The organism is Thiocapsa sp., from assembly GCF_035467215.1.
GTDB lineage: Bacteria > Pseudomonadota > Gammaproteobacteria > Chromatiales > Chromatiaceae > Thiocapsa.
This window is the reverse complement of the sequence record NZ_DATITZ010000119.1, coordinates 1-19,249: the sequence shown is the minus strand read 5'-3', so window position 1 is coordinate 19,249 and position 19,249 is coordinate 1. Positions and strand designations below refer to the sequence as shown.

The 19,249-nt window shown below is 61.8% G+C and carries 15 protein-coding genes; 8 read left to right on the top strand and 7 right to left on the bottom strand.

Going from position 1 to position 19,249, the window contains the following annotated elements:
- Window positions 1-4 precede the first annotated feature (4 nt).
- Window positions 5-772: a hypothetical protein gene (locus VLR48_RS06900; RefSeq protein WP_325291069.1), complete on the top strand. Its 768-nt coding sequence runs from the start codon at window positions 5-7 to the stop codon at window positions 770-772.
- A 224-nt stretch (window positions 773-996) separates the two neighbouring features.
- Here the strand turns inward: VLR48_RS06900 and ppsA are convergent, their stop codons facing one another.
- Together ppsA and nadB are read right to left on the bottom strand one after the other, a co-directional pair.
- Window positions 997-3,375, bottom strand: a complete 2,379-nt coding sequence (gene ppsA / locus VLR48_RS06895; protein WP_325291068.1) for a phosphoenolpyruvate synthase — start codon at window positions 3,373-3,375, stop codon at window positions 997-999.
- A gap of 258 nt (window positions 3,376-3,633) precedes the next feature.
- Window positions 3,634-5,262 carry an L-aspartate oxidase gene (gene nadB, locus VLR48_RS06890; RefSeq protein ID WP_325291067.1) on the bottom strand — a complete coding sequence of 543 codons (1,629 nt, stop codon included), beginning with the start codon at window positions 5,260-5,262 and terminating at the stop codon, window positions 3,634-3,636.
- A 265-nt stretch (window positions 5,263-5,527) separates the two neighbouring features.
- Between nadB and rpoE the strand changes: the two genes are divergently transcribed.
- From rpoE to VLR48_RS06865, 5 genes are all read left to right on the top strand, one after another.
- The gene (gene rpoE, locus VLR48_RS06885; protein ID WP_325291066.1) at window positions 5,528-6,106 is read left to right on the top strand and encodes an RNA polymerase sigma factor RpoE; all 579 of its coding nucleotides are present in this window, start codon (window positions 5,528-5,530) and stop codon (window positions 6,104-6,106) included.
- Window positions 6,107-6,254: 148 nt separating this feature from the next.
- The gene (locus VLR48_RS06880; RefSeq protein ID WP_325291065.1) at window positions 6,255-6,815 is read left to right on the top strand and encodes a sigma-E factor negative regulatory protein; all 561 of its coding nucleotides are present in this window, start codon (window positions 6,255-6,257) and stop codon (window positions 6,813-6,815) included.
- Window positions 6,799-7,767, top strand: a complete 969-nt coding sequence (locus VLR48_RS06875; protein WP_325291064.1) for a MucB/RseB C-terminal domain-containing protein — start codon at window positions 6,799-6,801, stop codon at window positions 7,765-7,767. Before VLR48_RS06880 ends, VLR48_RS06875 begins: the two co-directional genes overlap by 17 nt.
- 7 nt (window positions 7,768-7,774) lie before the next feature.
- Complete coding sequence (locus tag VLR48_RS06870) at window positions 7,775-8,254, top strand: SoxR reducing system RseC family protein (protein WP_325291063.1); 480 nt, start codon at window positions 7,775-7,777, stop codon at window positions 8,252-8,254.
- A gap of 176 nt (window positions 8,255-8,430) precedes the next feature.
- Complete coding sequence (locus VLR48_RS06865; protein WP_325291062.1) at window positions 8,431-9,849, top strand: DegQ family serine endoprotease; 1,419 nt, start codon at window positions 8,431-8,433, stop codon at window positions 9,847-9,849.
- A 152-nt stretch (window positions 9,850-10,001) separates the two neighbouring features.
- Here the strand turns inward: VLR48_RS06865 and VLR48_RS06860 are convergent, their stop codons facing one another.
- Window positions 10,002-11,069, bottom strand: a complete 1,068-nt coding sequence (locus tag VLR48_RS06860) for an AI-2E family transporter (RefSeq protein WP_325291061.1) — start codon at window positions 11,067-11,069, stop codon at window positions 10,002-10,004.
- A gap of 239 nt (window positions 11,070-11,308) precedes the next feature.
- On the opposite strand from VLR48_RS06860, the gene VLR48_RS06855 reads away from it, so the two are divergent.
- Window positions 11,309-11,956, top strand: coding sequence for a hypothetical protein (locus tag VLR48_RS06855; protein WP_325291060.1), 648 nt, complete (start codon window positions 11,309-11,311; stop codon window positions 11,954-11,956).
- A gap of 227 nt (window positions 11,957-12,183) precedes the next feature.
- On the top strand, window positions 12,184-12,372 hold the full coding sequence (locus tag VLR48_RS06850; RefSeq protein WP_325291059.1) for a hypothetical protein: 189 nt from the start codon (window positions 12,184-12,186) through the stop codon (window positions 12,370-12,372).
- A 380-nt stretch (window positions 12,373-12,752) separates the two neighbouring features.
- On the opposite strand, the gene VLR48_RS06845 is transcribed toward VLR48_RS06850, so the two are convergent.
- Genes VLR48_RS06845 through VLR48_RS06830 form a run of 4 tightly spaced genes read right to left on the bottom strand, consistent with a single transcriptional unit; the run spans window position 12,753 to window position 18,699 of the window.
- Window positions 12,753-13,523 carry a DUF3800 domain-containing protein gene (locus VLR48_RS06845; RefSeq protein WP_325291058.1) on the bottom strand — a complete coding sequence of 257 codons (771 nt, stop codon included), beginning with the start codon at window positions 13,521-13,523 and terminating at the stop codon, window positions 12,753-12,755.
- A 6-nt stretch (window positions 13,524-13,529) separates the two neighbouring features.
- A complete protein-coding gene (locus VLR48_RS06840) occupies window positions 13,530-15,050 on the bottom strand; it encodes a hypothetical protein (protein WP_325291057.1) in 1,521 nt (506 codons plus the stop codon).
- Window positions 15,047-16,480, bottom strand: coding sequence for a restriction endonuclease subunit S (locus VLR48_RS06835; protein ID WP_325291056.1), 1,434 nt, complete (start codon window positions 16,478-16,480; stop codon window positions 15,047-15,049). Before VLR48_RS06835 ends, VLR48_RS06840 begins: the two co-directional genes overlap by 4 nt.
- Window positions 16,481-16,488: 8 nt before the next feature.
- Window positions 16,489-18,699, bottom strand: a complete 2,211-nt coding sequence (locus VLR48_RS06830; RefSeq protein WP_325291055.1) for a restriction endonuclease subunit M — start codon at window positions 18,697-18,699, stop codon at window positions 16,489-16,491.
- Between the last annotated feature and the right edge of the window lie 550 nt (window positions 18,700-19,249).

Genomic DNA, 19,249 nt, shown 5'->3' with positions numbered 1-19,249 from the left:
TCGGGTGCCGAGCCGATCCCTCCGGGCCGGTCCGTCGAGACTGTTCGCGTCCCTGTCGCCCTTGCGGCTCAAGCGGTCGGTCTCGGCCGCAAGTGTCGGAACTGCGTCGGATTCGGCCGCACGTGTCGTCGCGGAATTACCCGCCTATCAGGTCGCACTCTGGCCCGACGGTTGGGTGCTCGGCGCGGGTGGGGAGGTGTCGGTGCGCGATACCCATGCGATGGCCGAGGCGCGGCGCTGGTATGCGCTTGCCGATCGTGCTGCAGGACGGCCGCGGATGGATCGGACCATGCGCCTCCATGGCACCTTTGTTCCGCGTCCGGTCGTTGCACTCGCCGGGCAGCGGTTTCCGTCCGAGTCTGTCGCTTCGGTGGCCGTGCAGCTTGTGGCGGGGGATTGGATCACGCAGCGCCGACAGCAGCTTTTGGCCGCCCCGGAAGAGGCGATCCGCGCGAGACGGCTCGGCTGGACCGGTTCCCGGCACGCCGCTGATCCGGGCACCGATGCGATAGCCACGTGCGTGACGGAGGCATTGGCCGACTGTCTGAGGGAAGGGCTCGTCGCGGCTACAGGTTACGACCTGAAGGTGCGCCCGGACGATGGCTTCGGGATTCGCGGCTATCGCTGTTTGATCACTGTGGGTCTGGACAGCGCGACGTGCGCACGTTACCGGGACGTGCTGCAGATGGCCTTGGTGCCTTGGAATCGCGCCGTAGTACGCGACGGCGTAGCCCATCCGCTGATCAAGGTCGAGGTGTGCGGTCGCAGGTGACCGCCTTGTTCATCGTGCGGGTCCTGCACGGACGCTGGTGAACGGCGCCGCACGTGTTCACCTTACCGCTACGGAGGCCGCGGGAATGCCGACGTTGCATGCCGGATGACGCTATCGCTCATCCGACCCGGTTTCCTGAACCGCGTCCCCTCGACGTAGCAAGAATCAACCGAGGCCCTATCGACCCCGGCGCCTGCACACGCGCTCCGCGACGCGGTTCAGCCTCAGAGCGTCTTCGCCTGCTCCGCCAGATAGATCCAGGTATCGATGACGGTATCCGGGTTGAGCGAGATGCTGGTGATCCCCTCTTTGAGCAGCCAGTCGGCGAAGTCCTTATGGTCCGACGGGCCCTGACCGCAGATGCCGACATACTTGCCCTGGGCGCGGCAGGCGGCGATCGACATCGACAGCATCTTCTTCACGGCAGGGTCGCGCTCGTCGAAGCTCTCGGCAACCAGACTCGAGTCCCGATCCAGACCTAAGGTGAGCTGAGTCATGTCGTTGGAGCCGATCGAGAAGCCGTCGAAATAGTCCAGGAACTCCTCGGCCAGCACGGCATTGGAGGGCAGCTCGCACATCATGATGAGGCGCAGCCCGTTCTTGCCGCGCTCCAGACCTTGTTCGGCGAGCGCCTCGACGACCGCCTTGGCCTGTTTGAGCGTCCGCACGAAGGGGATCATGATCTCGACATTGGTCAGGCCCATGTCGTTGCGCACGCGCTTGAGCGCCTCGCATTCCAGCTCGAAGCATTCCTTGAAGTTCGGCGCGACATAGCGACCGGCGCCCCGGAACCCGATCATGGGGTTCTCTTCCTCGGGCTCGTAGCGCGTCCCGCCGACCAGGTTGGCATATTCGTTGGACTTGAAGTCCGACATGCGCACGATGACGGTATTGGGCGCGAAAGCGGCGGCCAGGGTCGAGATGCCCTCGGCGAGCTTGGCGATATAGAACTCGCGCGGGCTGGCATAGGCAGCGATACGCGGTGCGATCCGGGCCTTGAGATCAGCCGGGAGCTGGTCGAATTCGAGCAGCGCCTTGGGGTGGATCCCGATCATGTTGTTGATGATGAATTCCAGACGCGCCAACCCGATACCGGCGTTGGGCGTGGCCGCGAAGGCGAAGGCGCGATCCGGGTTGCCGACGTTCATCATGATCTTCACCGGGATCTCGGGCATGGCCGAGAGCTCGACGGTCTTGTAGTCGAACGCCAGCTTGCCGTCGTAGATGAGTCCCGTGTCGCCCTCGGCGCAGCTCACGGTCACGAGCTGGCCGTCCTTCACCACCTCGGTCGCGTTGTTGCAGCCGACCACGGCCGGTACGCCCAACTCGCGGGCGATGATGGCGGCGTGACAGGTGCGGCCCCCGCGGTTTGTCACGATGGCCGCCGCGCGCTTCATGACCGGTTCCCAATCCGGATCGGTCATGTCGGTGATGAGGACGTCGCCGGCCTCGACACGGTGCATGTCGGCGATGCTCGAGACGATCTTGGCCGCGCCGGCGCCGATGCGGCTGCCGATACTGCGCCCGCTGGTGAGCACGGGACCCTTTTCGCGCAACACATAGCGCTCGATCACGTTGCCCGAGCGGCTCTGCACGGTCTCGGGACGCGCCTGCACGACATAGAGCTTGCCGTCGTTGCCGTCTTTGGCCCATTCGATGTCCATCGGGCGTCCGTAGTGCTGCTCGATCAGCACAGCCTGGCGTGCGAGCTGCTCGATCTCGGCATCCGTGATGCTGAACAGCAGACGATCGGCCTCCGGGACGTCTTCGGTGCGCACCGGGCTCTTGGTGCCTGCGGCAGCGTCGTAGACCATGCGGATCGCCTTGTCGCCGACGCTGCGGCGCAGGATGGCGGGACGGCCGGCGGCGAGTGTCGGCTTATGGACGTAGAACTCGTCGGGATTGACCGCGCCCTGCACGACCATCTCGCCGAGCCCGTAGCTCGAGGTGATGAAGACGGCGTCGCGGAAACCCGATTCGGTGTCCAGCGTGAACATGACGCCGGAGGCGGCCAGATCGCTGCGCACCATGCGCTGGATGCCGGCCGAGAGGGCGACATTGCGGTGCTCGAAGCCCTGATGGACGCGGTAGGAGATGGCCCGGTCGTTGAACAGGGAGGCGAAGACCTCCTTGATCCGGTGCTTGATGTTGTCCAGACCCTCGACGTTGAGGAAGGTCTCCTGCTGACCGGCGAAGGAGGCGTCGGGCAGATCCTCGGCGGTCGCCGAGGAGCGCACGGCCCAGGAGACCGCGCCGGTGCCGGCCTCGGCGGTCAGGCGGGTGAAGGCCTCGTCGATCGCCGCTTCCAGTGCCGCCGGAAAGGGCTGCTCCATGACCCAGCCGCGGATGCGCGGACCGGCTTGGGAGAGCGCCGTGACGTCGTCGACGTCCAACTCGTCGAGGACCGCTTGGATGCGCTCGTCCAGTCCGTCCTTGGCGAGAAACTCGCGGTAGGCGTCGGCGGTCGTCGCGAATCCGCCCGGGACCTGAACACCCACGTCGGTGAGGTTCTGGATCATCTCGCCGAGCGACGCGTTCTTGCCGCCGACGACGGGGACGTCGTCCATTCCGAGCTCGCTCAGCCAGCGGACATAGTCGGTCATCTTGATCGTTCTCCAATTGCGGGGGATGTCGGTCGGGACCGGGCGGACCCGCGGGCCAAACCGGGCGGAACCGGGCGGTACCGTTGTGCCGCGCGCGTGCGACGTTCGGGTCGGACGACGCATCGGATCGGACAGCGAAACCGACGCGCGCGAAGACCCTTGTAAGCGCTCCGACGTAACGCGGCAATATAACCTACTTCGAAAATGGTCGCCTTCTGGCTAGGTCAATCTTGAGCATTGAGTCATAGACCATTGCGATCAATCGCCGCTGCGTGGCCGGTAACTGTCAGGGATCAGGATGGTCGGGGTGCGTTGGGTCGCGTCCTTGTCCGGAAAATCCAGGGTGTAATGCAGCCCGCGACTCTCGCGCCGGCGCAGCGCCGATTGGATGATCAGGTCCGCGACCTCGAGCAGGTTGCGCAGCTCGATCAGATCGTTGCTCACCCGGAATCGGCTGTAGTACTCGATAACCTCCTGTTGCAGCAGGTCCGCACGGCGTTTGGCGCGGCGCAGACGTTTGTTGGTCCGCACGATGCCGACGTAGTCCCACATGAAGCGGCGCAGCTCGTCCCAGTTGTGCGTGACCACCACCTCTTCGTCCGGCTCGGTGACCCGGCTCTCGTCCCAGGGCTGCACCTCGGGCGGATGCGGGACCTCGTTCATCAGGCGTGCGATGTCGTTGGCTGCAAGCTCCGAATACACCAGGCACTCCAGAAGTGAGTTGCTGGCCATCCGGTTCGCCCCGTGCAGGCCGGTGTAAGCGGTCTCCCCGCTTGCGTAGAGGCCGGGCAGATCCGTGCGAGCCCGCCCGTCGACCATGACGCCGCCGCAGGTGTAATGCGCGGCCGGCACCACCGGGATCGGGTCCGTGGTGATGTCGATCCCCAGCTCCAGGCAACGCTGATAAATGGTGGGGAAATGCTCGATGACGAAATCGGCCGGCCGGTGCGAGATGTCCAGATAGACGCAGGCGGTACCGAGTCGCTTCATCTCGTGGTCGATGGCGCGTGCCACGATGTCGCGCGGGGCGAGCTCCGCACGGGAATCGAAGCGCGGCATGAAGCGCTCGCCGTCGGGCAGCAATAGACGCGCGCCTTCTCCGCGCAATGCCTCGGTAATCAGGTAGGAGCGCGCCTCCGGGTGATAGAGACAAGTCGGGTGAAACTGCATGAACTCCATGTTCGCGACCCGACAACCGGCACGCCAGGCCATTGCGATACCGTCGCCGGTGGAGACATCCGGGTTGCTGGTGTAGAGATAGACCTTGTTTGCCCCTCCGGTCGCCAAGACAACAAAGCGTGCAAGGTAGACTTCGACCTGTCCCGTGCCCAAATCCAGGATGTAGGCGCCCAGACAGCGGTGATCCTTCTTGCCGGGGCGATGTTTGGAGGTGATGAGGTCGACGGCGATGTGCTGCTCGAACAGGGTGACGTTCGGCTTGGTGCGCACCTGGGTCTCGAGCGTCGTCGCCACGGCACGGCCGGTCGCATCGGCGGCGTGGATGACCCGCCGATGGGTGTGGCCGCCTTCGCGGGTGAGGTGATAGCCGCCTGTCGATGCACTGGCTTCGTCGCGTGTAAACTCCACACCCTGACCGAGCAGCCAGCGGATGTTGTCCGGTCCGCGCTCCACGATCTGCTTGACCACGCGCCGGTCGCACAGCCCGGCACCGGCCTTGAGCGTGTCCTGCACGTGCGATTCGATCGAGTCGGTCGCATCCAACACGGCCGAGATGCCGCCTTGCGCGTAGAGCGTGCTGCCTTCCCTGAGCTCGCGCTTGGAGATCACGGCGACCGAAAGATCCTCGTGCAGGCGCAGTGCGAGGCTTAATCCGGCGGCGCCGCTGCCGAGGATCAGGACGTCGTAGCGATGGGGGTTGGCTGGCATGATCGGAACCTTCCTAATGGGGCGCACGGGCGTTGGGGACGGGTTGAGGTTCGGCGCCTTCGCGATGCGCTCTCCCGAGTTTGATTCGGTTGAGTTGGGCGACTGGGGCGGTTCGCCGTAAACTCACCCATTTCATGGGCGGGATCAAGGTTTGTCGCTTTATTTGGGTGACCTCGGCCGCACTTGAGGGGGCTCACGAACTTCCGAATCGGGGAATTGTCCATGCCAACGGAATTGCTGGTCAGCAGCGCCAAGGCTCGTGTCCATGTCTGAGCGCAACGCCGATCAGGTGCTCGTGTCGCGCGCCCAAAGCGGAGACAAGCGCGCCTTTGACCTTCTGGTGTTGAAGTACCAGCAAAAGGTGGCGAACCTGATCTCGCGTTACATCCGTGATCCGAGCGAGGTGATGGACATCAGCCAGGACGCCTTCCTCAAGGCATACCGCGCACTTCCGGCATTTCGCGGCGAGAGTGCCTTTTACACCTGGCTCTACCGCATCGCGGTGAATACGGTGAAGAATCACCTGGTGGCTCAGGGACGTCGCCCTCCCGGGGACGATGTCGAGGCCGAGGTCGCCGAGCAGATGGACATGGGCGTTCGCCTTCGCGATTCGGGCACACCCGAGCGGCTGGCCCTGACCGAGGAGATCGCGCAGACCGTGCAGCGCGCGCTCGACGACCTCCCCGAGGATCTGCGTACAGCCATCGTCCTGCGCGAGCTCGAGGGCATGAGCTACGAGGAGATCGCGACCGCGATGGCGTGCCCGATCGGTACCGTGCGCTCGCGGATCTTTCGTGCCAGGGATGCGATCGACAAGCGGTTGAGGCCGCTCCTCGAACCATGACGACTCTCAGGCGTCAAAACGGCAGCGAGCGGTCGACGGCATGGGAGACCGGGTCCGTTCGGCGGCGTAAACGTCCGGCCGCGGGTATCGAGATGACCCCGCGGCTCCGGCCATCCAACAGACGAATTCTCAGCCCAGGCATGCAGCAATGAGTGACGAGCTACGACAACGCATTTCCGAGCTTCAGGACGGCGTGCTCGATTCCGCCGGTACCGCACGCCTCGTCGACGCGATCGCACGCGATCCCGACCTGCGAGGTACGTGGGAGCGCTATCACGCGATCGGCTCGGCGATTCGCGGCGAGTCCGTTCAAAGACCCTATCGCGGGGTTGCCGAAGCGGTTCGCGAGCGGATCGCAGAGGAGCCCGTCGTCTTTGCTCCACGCGGACGCAGTGCCGAGCGGCCCCGACCGAAACGACCGATCGCCGGCATTGCCCTTGCGGCTGCGGCCGCCTTCCTTGCGGTTTTCGTGGCGCCGAGCCTCTTCGACAGCGTGAGCCCGCTTCCCAACGGCCCCGCCACGGCGCCGACCTTTGCCGCGCAGCCGGCTACCGTCGTCGTCCCCGCCAAGCGTTGGGATCTGGACCGCCCGGAGCTGGCCAACAAGCTAGATCTCTACCTCGTGACCCACCAAGAGACCGCCCCGACGACCGGGGCCAAGGGCATGCTGCCTTATGCGACCTTCGTCGGCTATGAAGCGGGCCGTTAACCCGCGGTTCCCGGCCCGGCTGGTCCTGTTTCTCGTGCTGTCGCTGGTGGTCCAGGCAAGCCTTGCCGACGAGGTGACCGAGCGTGCGAGCGACCTCCTTCAGCGCATGGCCGAGGCATTGAGGTCGCTCAATTACGAGGGGACGCTGGTCTACTCTCACGACAACCGACTCGAGGCACTGCACCTGGTGCACCGCTACGAAGAGGGGCAGATCCAGGAACGTTTGCTGTCCTTGAGCGGTCCCGTCAAGGCCGTGACCCGCGAGCGCGATCGGGTGATGTGCGTGCTGCCCGACGGGCATCCGATTTCGGTCAAACGCCCGTCCGGAGCGGGCGGACTCTTGAACACCGACGGAATCTCCCCGGAGCTGCTCGGCGATTACTATCGCATCGAGATCCAAGGGGTGGCGCGGGTCGCCGGGCGCGATACCGAGGTGGTCGGGATCATCCCGCGCGATGATTTGAGGTACGGGTACCGGTTCTATGTGGATCAGGAGACCTTCCTTCCGCTGAAGTCCGACCTGATCGACAGCAACGGCTCGTCGCTGGAGCAGTTGATGTTCACCGCCATCACGGTCGATACGGATGCCCCGACTGTGCCTGCGAGGGTGGAGGCCGCCGGTCTGCGGGGCGCTCCGGCGGCTCGGGTCGAGGGCCGCTGGCGTTTCGACGAGCGACCGCCCGGCTTTCAGTTGGTGAGCCACGGCGTGATGGATCACCCGAGCGGCGCGGTGGTGGAGCACTTCCTCTTTACCGATCGTCTTTCCGCCTATTCCGTCTATATCGAGGACGATACCCGCGACGGGCTGAGCGGAGCCACACATATCGGTGCCGTGCATGCGGCCGGTCGGCAAGTCGACGGTTACCAAATTACCGCTGTCGGGGAGGTTCCGTCCGCGACCGTCGAAGCGGCCGTACTCGGCGCTCGACCTGTCGAGAACCCGCCGGAGTAACCCGCCGATGATCGAAGAATCTGGTGTCGTCGTCTCGATTGACGGTCCCAATGCCCGGGTCCGGATCGAGCGGCGCACGGTCTGCGGGGGCTGCGCTGCGCACGGCGCCTGCGGGACATCGCTGATCGAGCGCTACTTCGGGCGCGGCTCGATTCATGTCGAAGCATTGAACGAGGCGCAGGCGGCGGTCGGCGAACGCGTCATGCTCGGGATCTCAGAGCAAGGTCTCCTTTCGGCGTCCTTTGCGGTTTACTTCGTCCCGTTGGCGGGCCTGCTCGGCGGCGCGCTTGCGGGAGAAGCCCTTGCCGGTCTCGCCGAAGGTGGTTTCGGCGATGCGGCGGTGCTTCTCGGTGCCGCACTCGGGTTCGCTCTGGCGTTGCTCTGGCTGCGCGGCTACAGTGCGCGCTCCCGGACTCGCCCGGGGCAGCAAGCAGTGGTCTGTCGCATCGAGCGGGGCGTGCCGGTCGGGATTCCGACGGCGCCCTGATTCGGGTCGCCGCCGATCCGAGCCATCGACGCGACCTTCCGGCGCATCAGCCCGGCGGGCCGAGCCTTTCATGCGGCCAAGGAGGCCTCGACAGCCCCCCTGACGCGATCACGCGACACCCGCGCCGCCGCGCTCGTCGCGGCCGCCCGATCGAACCCCTTCATCTCGGAGCATCCATGCGTCCCATCCCGATCTTCTCCTTCGCCCTCGCGGCATTGGTCTGCGGCGCGCTCATGCCCGGTCTTGCGGCCAGCCGGATGCTTCCCGACTTCGTGGATCTCGTCGCCGAGAACGGCCCCTCGGTGGTCAATATCAGCACCAAGCAGGCGCCGATCGCGGCCACGGATTTGCCTGAATTTTCCGTCCCCGATCTCCCGGAAGACAGTCCCCTGCAGGATTTCTTCCGGCATTTCTTCGGCGAAGACGGCGCCCTTCCGGACGATAGTCTGCAATCGCGCTCGCTCGGGTCCGGGTTCATCATCTCGGCAGACGGATCCGTTCTGACCAATGCCCATGTCGTGGAGGGTGCGGAGGAGATCATCGTGCGCACCAGTGATCGGCGCGAGTTCGTGGCGACCTTGGTCGGCACGGACAAACGCAGCGACATCGCGCTCCTGAAGATCGATGGGGAGGGGCTCCCGGCGGCCAAGATCGGCGCTGCGCAGGACCTCAAGGTCGGCGAGTGGGTGCTGGCAATCGGCTCGCCCTTCGGGTTCGAGTCCTCCGCCACCGCGGGGATCGTGAGCGCCAAGGGTCGCAGTCTCCCGAGCGAAAACTACATCCCCTTCATCCAGACCGACGTAGCGATCAATCCGGGCAACTCGGGCGGTCCCTTGTTCAACCTCGAAGGAGAGGTGGTCGGGGTCAACAGTCAGATCTACAGCCGCACGGGCGGTTTCATGGGGCTCTCGTTCGCGATCCCGATCGATGTCGTGATGGACGTGGTCGATCAGCTGCAGACCACGGGCCGAGTCAGCCGCGGTTGGCTGGGCGTGTTGATTCAGGACGTGACCCGGGAGCTTGCCGAATCCTTCGGGATGAAGCAGCCGCGCGGGGCATTGGTTGCACAGGTCTTGCCGGGGAGTCCGGCAGAGGCTGCGAAGGTCCGGCCGGGCGATATCATCGTGACCTTCAACGGACGGGATATCCCGACCTCGAGCGCCTTGCCGCCCATGGTGGGGATTTCGCCGGTCGGCGAGCGTGTGAAGTTGCAAGTGCTCAGAATCGGCGAGATGGTCGATCTCGATGTCGAGATCGGCGAGCTACCGGAAGAGGATCAGATCGCCGCTAACCGCAGTGCGCCGGAGAAGGTGTCCGCGAATCGGATCGGACTCTTCGTGGGGGAGATCACGCCCGAGCAGCGCGAGCAGTTGGCCGTCGTCGCCGGCGGTGTGCTGGTCGAAGGGGTCGAGCCGGGACCCGCTGAGCAGGCGGGGTTGGTCGCGGGCGATGTGATCCTGATGCTCGACAACCAGTCGGTTCAGGATCTGGCGGGTTTCAACCGGATCCTGGATGCGATCCAATCCGGTCGGTCCGTTGCGGTTCTGGTCCAGCGGGTCGACGGACGCATGTTTCACGCGATACGGGTGCCCTGAGGGCATCGGGACGTCGACCGGACAGGGTCGGCGATCCCTTCGGCGAAGGTGCTCGATCGACGCCCGGAGCCCGGCTCGGCGATGACCGCTTAGACAGAGAGCAACGTCAATCGCCGTTCGCCGCAAAAGTGTCGGCAGCCCATGTCCGAGGATCAGGTCGGGCTATTTTGTTCGGGCTCGGGCTCGGGCTCGATCGCAGGGCCGAGCAGGATCGCGATCGGGCGTGTATGCGGGCTCGCGTCCAACGCGATGATCAGGGCGGCGGTGAGCGGCACCGCCAGGAACATGCCGACCGTGCCGAACATCCATCCCCAGAACAGCAACGCAATGAAAACGGCCAGCGTCGAGATGCCCAGCCCTTTGCCCATGATCCGGGGCTCCAGGACATTGCCGATGACCGTATTGATGACGAGATAACCGACCGCCACCCAGAGGGCGGTGGACACATCCACCTGCACCAGGGCGAGCAGGACCGCCGGGATCATCATCACGATGTTGCCGACGACGGGGATGAAGTTCAGGAAGAACGCCAGCACCGCCCAGAGCACCGCGAAGTCGATGCCGAGAAACCACAGCCAGAGCCAAACGCACACGGCAGTACCGAGACTGGTCAGGCTCTTGATCAGCATGTAACGCTTGATCGAGTCCAACAGGCGTTTCAGGCGCGCGTTGCCTGCCTCGGTCATCCGGAAGGCGACCTTCAGCTTGGCGGGCAACGAGCTCGCCTCCAGCAGGATGAAGACGACGGCGAGCAGCACCAAGAGTCCGGTCGCGAAGAATCCGCTGGCGTTCGATAAGAGATACCGAACAGCGACCGCAACCTTGTTCGGATCCAGGAGATCCGGGATCGCCTCGCGCGATCCGCCGACGCCGACGCCTTCCATCCAGCCCCCGAGCTGATCGCTCAGCAGCGTGAAGCGTTCCTGATAGGTCGGCAGGCTATCCCTGAAGCCCTCGAGTGCGCCCGTGGTGACGAGGGCCAAGAGGCTGCCGACGTCGAGCAGCACGAAGATGATGACCGCCAGCGCACCCCACTTCGGCACGCCGCGTTGCCGCATCCACTTAAGCGCAGGAGTGGCGATGATCGCAATGAAAACCGCCAGCAGAAGCGGCACGAGGATCGGAGCCGCAATCTTCATGAGTCCGATCACGAGCGCGAAGGCGCCCGCGACGAGCAGGCCGCGCGCAGGTGGACTGAAACCGCTCAGTGGGTTCGTCATCGCGTGGGGTTCTCCGGTGTTTGGCTCGGGTCGAACTCTGCTTGAAGTGTCTTTTTGAGCGGGGCCAAGTCACGGGTTTCTCGTTGCCCGTTGCAGCCGCGGCAATCTTAACCCAGCTTCTCGCATGCAGCATCGTTGCCGAGCCATGACCGGGTGATGGCATCCGGTCTCGCAGGGTCCATAATCGACTGGCGAGGAGAAAACTTCATGACAACAGACGAGGAGCACATCGGAGCGCTATGAGCATCATCAAGACAGCACTGACGGCCGGGATTGCGACCCTGATCCTGAGCGGACCGACATTCGCAGTCGACATGGGGGACATGATGAATCCATCCAAATGGATGGGCGGCAACAAGGACCGCCGCGGTGAGGGCGATTATCCGCCCCCGCAGGGCTATCCCCAAGGCTATTACCCACAGGGCGCACCCGGTTACGGTGGCGCGCCGGGATACGGAGCGGGACCCGGCTACGGAGCCCCGCAGCCGGGGTATGGCGGCGCACCCGGCCAAGGCTACGGGCCTCCGCCCGGTTACACGGATCCGCAAATGGGCGGTGCTCCGATGCAGCAGATCCCCCCGCAGGGATACGGCGGTGTGCCGGGTTACGGACAAGCCCCCGGGTACGGAGGAGGCGCCGCGGAAGGCTATCCGTCCGCTCCCCCCTACGGCCAGGGTTACGCGCCCGGTTACGGCCAAGGCTATGACCAGGGCTATGCCCCGGCACCCGGCGTCGGGCAGGGTTACGGACCGGGCTATGGGCAGGGTTATGGTCCCGAATACGGGCCCGGCTACGGACCCGGCGAGGATGATCGCGGGGGAAGCGGCATGAACCCGATGAAGATGATGCCGAACCCGATGCAGATGTTTAACAGCAACAAGGACTGAGTCCGACCGGGCGGCACGTGCCGCCCGGGTTCGCCGCTCGGGCCCAAGGCGTTTATGCAACTGGCCCCGTGTTTCCGAACTCCTCACCCGGGTGTTCTTTGGGTCTCGTCACTGCTGAATTGACCGGCCCCCGCTCCGGGGCTAGCCTCAAGCCCTAACCGTTGCCGGTCGCGCTGGCGACCCCACTCTCATCTGCCGTGTTCGGCGATACCCGGAGGATGCCGGAGGTGTTCGACATCATTCATCTCTTTCGACTCGGCTTGGAGCGCGAGCCTCCGACAACCGTTTCCGACGTCATGCGTTTCGCCGGTGCTTGGGAGGACATGGAGGATCCGAAAGGATTCGAGGCCGAGCTGCGCGAGCGTCGGCACAAGGCATTCGCATCGAGGCGTCGCGATGAAACCAGCGCTGATTGATACCATTAAACGCAGCACGACCATCAAGACGGAGGAGACCATCGACGTCCACGACATCAAGGCGCGAGGCCAGCTCGACGACCTGCGAAACGCCGGCGAGATCTGCACCCTGCGTGCCGTCACCGAGTTCATGCTGGCCCGTGTCGATCCCAGTCTGGGCTCGAAAGAAACTGGGCGTGAGAACGTGCTCGATCCTGCCTGCAGAACTGGCGGCTCCCTGACCGCCACAATCGTCCATTTCGAGAAGCAGCTCGATACGCACCCCGGTCCGGGCGACCGGGGCTTGTTTAGCTTCGTCGACGCGACTATCTTAGCGCCAAATGGATTGGGAGTTCCCGATCGGCGTTGGGGCGCGGTGCAGACCGTGCCCCTTCTGCTTTCTAGGGAAAGGTCTTCAGCCCATAGCCCTCGATTCGGCCTGCGCCGTTGCGCCGAATCTTCCGCTCGACCACAGCATAGGCTCGGTTCGTCTGCTCCGGCTTGAGCAGATGGCGACCGATCGGATGACAGACCAGATCGGCCAGTTGCAGACCGGCCAGATTCTGTTTCTTGTCCACGAACACCACCTGGAACGGCAAGCGACAGCCGCAGGCATTGGTCCCGTCGCAGATGCGGCGAAAGGCCAGTTCCAGGTCGGCATCCTCCTTGGGACCGCGCGACTCCACCAGAACATGCGTCAGCCGGTCCGCTTCGCCTTGCTCCCGCAGGAACAGAAACGCGCGTTCCAGACAGAATTGCATGGCAATGGAATAGGGATTGTCCGGCGCCTTGTAGTGGTTCTTCAGCTTGAGTTTGTCGATGACACTGACGATCAGCGTGTACGGTAATCGTCCCATGAGGTCGGTCAGTTCCTCGAGAAAAGCCTGGCGGACTGATCGATCGAACAAAAAGGCGAAATCGCCTTTTTCCTTGCGGATTTCATGGGCGTGGAGAATGACCGCCTCATGTCCAAACCAGCGATGTTTGAAGCCGACGATCTCGGGGACGATGGCCGTCCGGTAGTCTTCCTTGGCCGTCAGGCAAAAGGCCAGCACGAACAGCGGATACTCGGGATTGATACTCTCGAGGCCGTGGTCGCCGCTTTCGTCCACGTAGATGGTGAAGCGACTGAACTCAGGCGTTCTCCCCTCTGATTGGACGAGTCGTGTCACCTGCGATCAGCCCGTGATGAGTCCATAGTAAATGGACACCTGTCTTTTGACCTCCCTGCAAATGCTGTGGGTGTCGGTGAGGCGAAGCTGTTTGAAATCGGCGAGATTGAATCCGAAATCCTTGCTGACATCTCCGATGCTGCCATTGTGCAGAAGTAGAAAGTTGTCGTGCGTTTTGAGGCACGCTTGATTCAAGCCCATCAAAAGCCCGATCTCGTGATAAACATTCTTGTTTCCCGCCGTCAGATCGGCGATCAGATAGCCCGATTCCTCGATCAACTGAAAAATCTCTCTGCTGATCGGATATGAGAAACCCTTGTCGAATTCATCGACGCGGATGGGCTTGAGCTTTAAATCGCACTGGTATTCCTGATTCAATTCCACGATAGCGGACTCGATTGCCTTCCAGTTCGGGTTATCGAGCAGTTGGCCATTCTGGCCCGGAATCTTGAACTGCATGGACACGAAGATCTGTCGCCGGCGCGACTCGGCCACCTTCTCGAAGATGCGGATCAGATCCGAGGCGTTGATGGTTTGCAGTTCATATTGGTGGTTCTTGAGAACCCAGTTTTCCAACAGCCGGTAGCGTGGCCCACCTTGGAGGGCGAAGAACAGGAACGCCGAGAACAGGCCCCTGGATGTGCTACGCGCCAGGCGCTCGTCCGCATAGCTGGCATGAACCGTCTGAATCGCTTGCAGAAACTGGACGCGACCGGGTAGAGGGGAGGCATCCTGCAACCGTTCCCGCTCCCGCTGCAAGTCGCGCAAAGACTCGACCAGCACCGAGCATCGCCCGTCCTCCTGTCCCGCGTGCTGACCAAACACGCCACGCAGGTGGGGCAGATAGTCAAAGTTGAGGATCTTGCGGATCTCTCGGCACAGCACAAACTCAGGACCGAAATCCTTGTCCAGCACATCGTCCGGAAAGCCCGCCTCGTCCTCGATGATGCCTTTGTAAACCTCTTCCGATGTCAAGGGCAGTGCCTTGCTGTTGATGTTATAGAACAGGGCCTTCTCGCTCTGCCGGGCCTGACCTTGGGGTAGCAGGACGATGCAGAACGAAACGGGGTTGCGGTCCAGGGGTTCCTTGTCGCTCATTGCCTCGAAGGCGCTGATACGGTGGTTGCCGTCGATGCGCTTGAGCACCGTACCGGCCTCGTCGGGAATAGTGAGGTTGACCCGCGTCAGGTCGATCGCGGTCCTGGTGCGGGTGGGCTTGAAGCTGACGCCATTGACGTTGGACTTGAAGCCCTGGCCTTGTAAGAGCAGCTTTACAGGATCATCGGTCGGTGCTCCGGACTGCTCGTAATCGGTCAAGAGTTCCAGCGACAACACCACCTCGGGAAAGAAGAGGTATTCGCCGCGCTCGAAGAACCGTTGGATCGCGGCCCGATGATCCGGCTTGATATCGCGTTGGTAGTCATCGGCGAAGGAATGCCTGGACAACTCGCTGAGCCGGGCAAAGCCGCGCACCACCAGAAAGCCGCCCAGTGATTCAGCAAGGACACCGCGAAAGGTCGTGCTCACGCCGTTTCTCCCAATAGCATGGCCTCGATCCGGCGCTTGGCGACTTCTATTTCGACTTCGGCTTGTTGACGGAAGCGTTTAGCTTCCGCTCGAAGTTCTCCCACGCGCCCAAGTATTTTCCGCTGAACATCTCTGGGGGGTAGCGGAACTTGAAGTGCTGAAATTGTTGGGTAGTCAAGCGCTATCCTCGTACCACCCGTCACAGGGCGGTTGCTCAAAATAGTCCCTAAAGAACAATTCAGATATAGAGACAAGTAGTCTGGATAACAGTCACTGACTCGCAATCGCAATCGAACTATATGCTGATTAATGTTGGCAGGGAGGATGTCTTGCGTTACGACAGCAGCGGTGCCCACACGGCCAGTGATCGTCATTAATATATCGTTCTCCGAAAGCTGAGAGCGAAAGAGATCCTTTTCATGCACGAATTTATTGATGTACTTAACGTCATTCAGAACCAACTCGTCCTTTCCAACATTCATTATGCGAATGAATTTCACGCCTTCTTGCGCGTATAGGGAATCATCGCCGCGTGTTGGAGTTGCGCCACCAACCGGTAGGTGGCATAAGTCTCGGATTCGTGGCTTTCTATAGTGGCATGAATTCAGAGCTTCATTTACCATTACAAACCAGGGTTTGTGAAATTGTGGATCAAATCGCCAACCCGCTAATGCATGCCGCTGGGCCAAAAAGGTGCGATTGGTGATGGTCTTTTCCGGCTCGGGCGGCAGGGTAATGCCGAGTTCGGCGAGGAGGTAGTCGTCGATGGAGGACAGCAGCCGCATGGCGTCAGCTAAAAATGTCTCGCTCCGACGCTCACCCTCACTCATTATCGCGATAATCTCACGTTGCTTATCGATGCTGAGTAAAGGAACGTGGATTCGCTTTACCTCTTGAGTATTCAATTCTGGACGCGTTGCCTTGTTTCCCCAGCGATACACTTGTCGCTGGCCTGGCGCTGATCTTAGGAAATAGGCAAGAAACTGCGGCAAGATTCTATCTTGACAACGAATTAGAACAGAGTGAGAAGTAATGTTGCCTTCAACAAGGCTATCCGGAAAAACCGCTGCATAACCCAGGATCGCGCCAGCTTTCGTTAGCACAACATCGTTTGGAAGCACCCTGCTGCGGCATAGTGCGTCCTGCTTCTCTGGGGTGATGTATACGAGACCATCTCGGGAGATCTTTCCTGTACGCACGTCTGACACACGAATCAACGGTATGCCGGAATCGACGTATTCATCAGCTTTTAACTGAGTGCCGAAAGGTCCATCAACCACTTTGATTGCTAGATTTCGGATCGGCTCAATGCCAGCCGGATGCGCATCAATGCGTTGTATGTATCGAACCAATGACGGCCGATGAAAGGGTACGTCGAGTCGCAAATCTGTTTCCCCCCGGTTGACGATGAAGACCTTGTCTTCATCCAAGCCGGGGGTCAGACAAAAGGGCGCGAATCTCCCTTATCAATGTGAGCCACAAACCGCGCTAACTCAATGGCAACGGTTTCCAGCTCATTGGTGGGAGTTGGACGCCCTGTGGCGTCATAGCCGATATCCTCGGCAATCGCCATGAAGATCGGGTAGTCGTCGAGTTGGGCCTTGACCTTCGCGAGAAAATCATCCTCAAGCGTTTCGCGCAGGTTTTCGATGCGCTCGTTGAAATCGTCGCCGGTGACTTGCAGCCACTCCTTGAAAGCGTCGGTGTCCTTATGGGCGGCGATGGCAGCCTTGGCCTCGGCCTTGAGTTCGCGCTTGATGGCCGCCGTCAAAGTCCCTTGCGCCGCCAGTGCATCGAGCCTGGCAACCAGTTCATTTTCGATGGTCTGGATGACTGCGTCGCCGCGCTTGATCGTGTTCCTCTTTTCCTCGATCAGTGCCTCCAGCGCGACGCCCAAGGCATCCTTGGCGAAGAGGTCGTCCTGGGCCTTGGTCTTGATGGACTGGATGGCCGCCGTGGTGGCGGCAGCGTATTTCTTCAGGAACAGCACTGAGCTTTTCACGCCCGCCCCATTGGCGGCGAAGGCGAACTGAGGCAGCGAGACCACGGCGACGAGGCGCCAATGCTCTTCGATCCAGTCGCGCACGTACTGCATGCTGCTGTTGGTGAGGATACTGTCGGGGATGACCATGGCCAGATAGCCGCCGGACTTGAGGAAGCGGTGGCATTGCTCGATAAACAGCACTTCGGTGGTCTGCTGTTCGCGGATGTTTTCACGTAGCAGGTTGACGTTGTTGATCTTGGCATCGATCCAGTCCACGCCCTTCTTGCCGAGCCGGTAGTTCTCCAGGTAGCGCTTTTCGGCGAATTTGATCTTGGAGCCGAAGGGGGGATTGGTGATGATGAAATCGAAACCATCCCGCTGGAATCCGCGCCGCTTGTTGGTCTTGGCCGGCATCTTGTCGATCGGTTCCAAGCCATCGAAGGCGATGACATTGGTATGCCCGTCGTCGTGGATGATCATGTTCATCTTGGCGGTGCGGGCGATGCCTTCGGAGATCTCGATGCCGAACAGGTTGCACTCGGCGAAGTCGTGCCAGTATTGCCAGTGTTCCCGCGAGTCCGGGTCGTGATAGTCGTTTGCCTGCTTGCGGACCTTGTCCAGGGCATGCAGGAGAAACCCGCCGCTGCCGCACGAGGTATCCAGCACCACGCTTTCATTGGTGATGGGCAGGGCATCGACGATGAACTGAACGATCTTGCGCGGGGTGAAATACTGGCCGAACTCGCCCCGGAAAAAGCCGGTCATGAAGGTTTCAAAGGCGCGGCCCTTGCTGTCCAGGTCGGTGTCATGCAGGTTGGTGCCGGCCAGGTAGCCGACCACGGTTTGCAACTCGGCGTTGGACAGGCGGATATCTTCCCTGAACACCTCCGGATCTTTGGCGCGACCGTTCTGGTACAGGGCATGAATACGCCGCTTGAGGGCATCGCCCTTGTCGTCGCTGAAGACCTGAAAGTCGTAGGGCTCGCCTTTCTTGCGCGGCATGCGCTCGTCCCAGATTTTGCAGAAGATTAGCTTGTCGAGTTCGTCGAAGGCTTCCGCCGGGTTGCGTTTGCCACCCGCCCAGAGGGCATCGTGGGCCTGTCTGAAGATGCGGGTGAGTTCGTTCTCTTCGACGGTGCGCAGCTCGAAACCATCGACCCCGCCCTTCGTAAATTTGGCGCGGGATACCTCGCGTTGTCCGGCCTTGGGCAGATCGGCTAGGCGGTTGGCGGTGCGTTCCCTTGGCGCGATGCGGTCGCGACGGAAATAGTCGTTGCGGATGCCGGAGGTCAACCAGACGAAATCTGCATCCATCGAATTGGCGTACCCGAAACCCTGCTCAATTCCTTGGTCCAGTTCGCCCTGACTGGCTTCCTCCCGCTTGCATTCGACGACGATCAGCGGTTTCTTCAGCGAAAGATCGGCATAGACAACGATGTCCGAAAAAATGTTGGGAACGCGGTGCTCGACCGCGACTTCAATATCGATCTGCTCGGGTGCGTAGCCGTAGTCAAAGACGAGCGATAGATAGGCATGCGCTCGAACCTTCTCCTCCGAGTCAGTGAAACGAAACCGCTTATTCTGAACGATGTAGGTGATGTTCTTTTGTTCTGCGTCAAAGGCGATTAGACCTTTTTCAACCCCTTTATCAATGAGCGTACTCATGCGAAATCCTTGGTGAATTCAGTGCCATCAGTCGTATCGAATCGTTGGATTTACTTCTCGCTCGTACCGTTTTCTCTCTTTCCGGCGCTCGCATTTTTTGTATCTGTGGTTCGGCTTCTTCTGAAATCGCAACGAGATTGCCCCGAGGTAACCGCGGACCAATAGCGTGACCATGTTGACATGGGCGATGGTTCCCGCTGTGCGGCTGCGGGTAGCGCTGCTTCAATGCGGGGTCGGTCCACTTGCCGGTCATGGCCCGACTCAGCGGCGGGGAGCTACGGCCGGACTGCAAGGTACAGCAAAAGCCAGTACCATCCAACGGATTGGCTTTCATATACGCAAAGCTGAAGTTTCCGGGTTCTGGCGCGGCCGGGCGTCTGCAGTGCTTGGGGAGGCTGGGATTTCGGCGGGGTTTGCGCGAATCTGGGCAAACCCCCTCAAAATATCCCCCACCCCTGTCGCCAACCCCGCCCGAAAGCCGGAAACTTCAGCGCAAAGTAGGAGGGTGTGGCACGCCACGTCTCGATCAAGAATTTCCGCCAGATGCCAA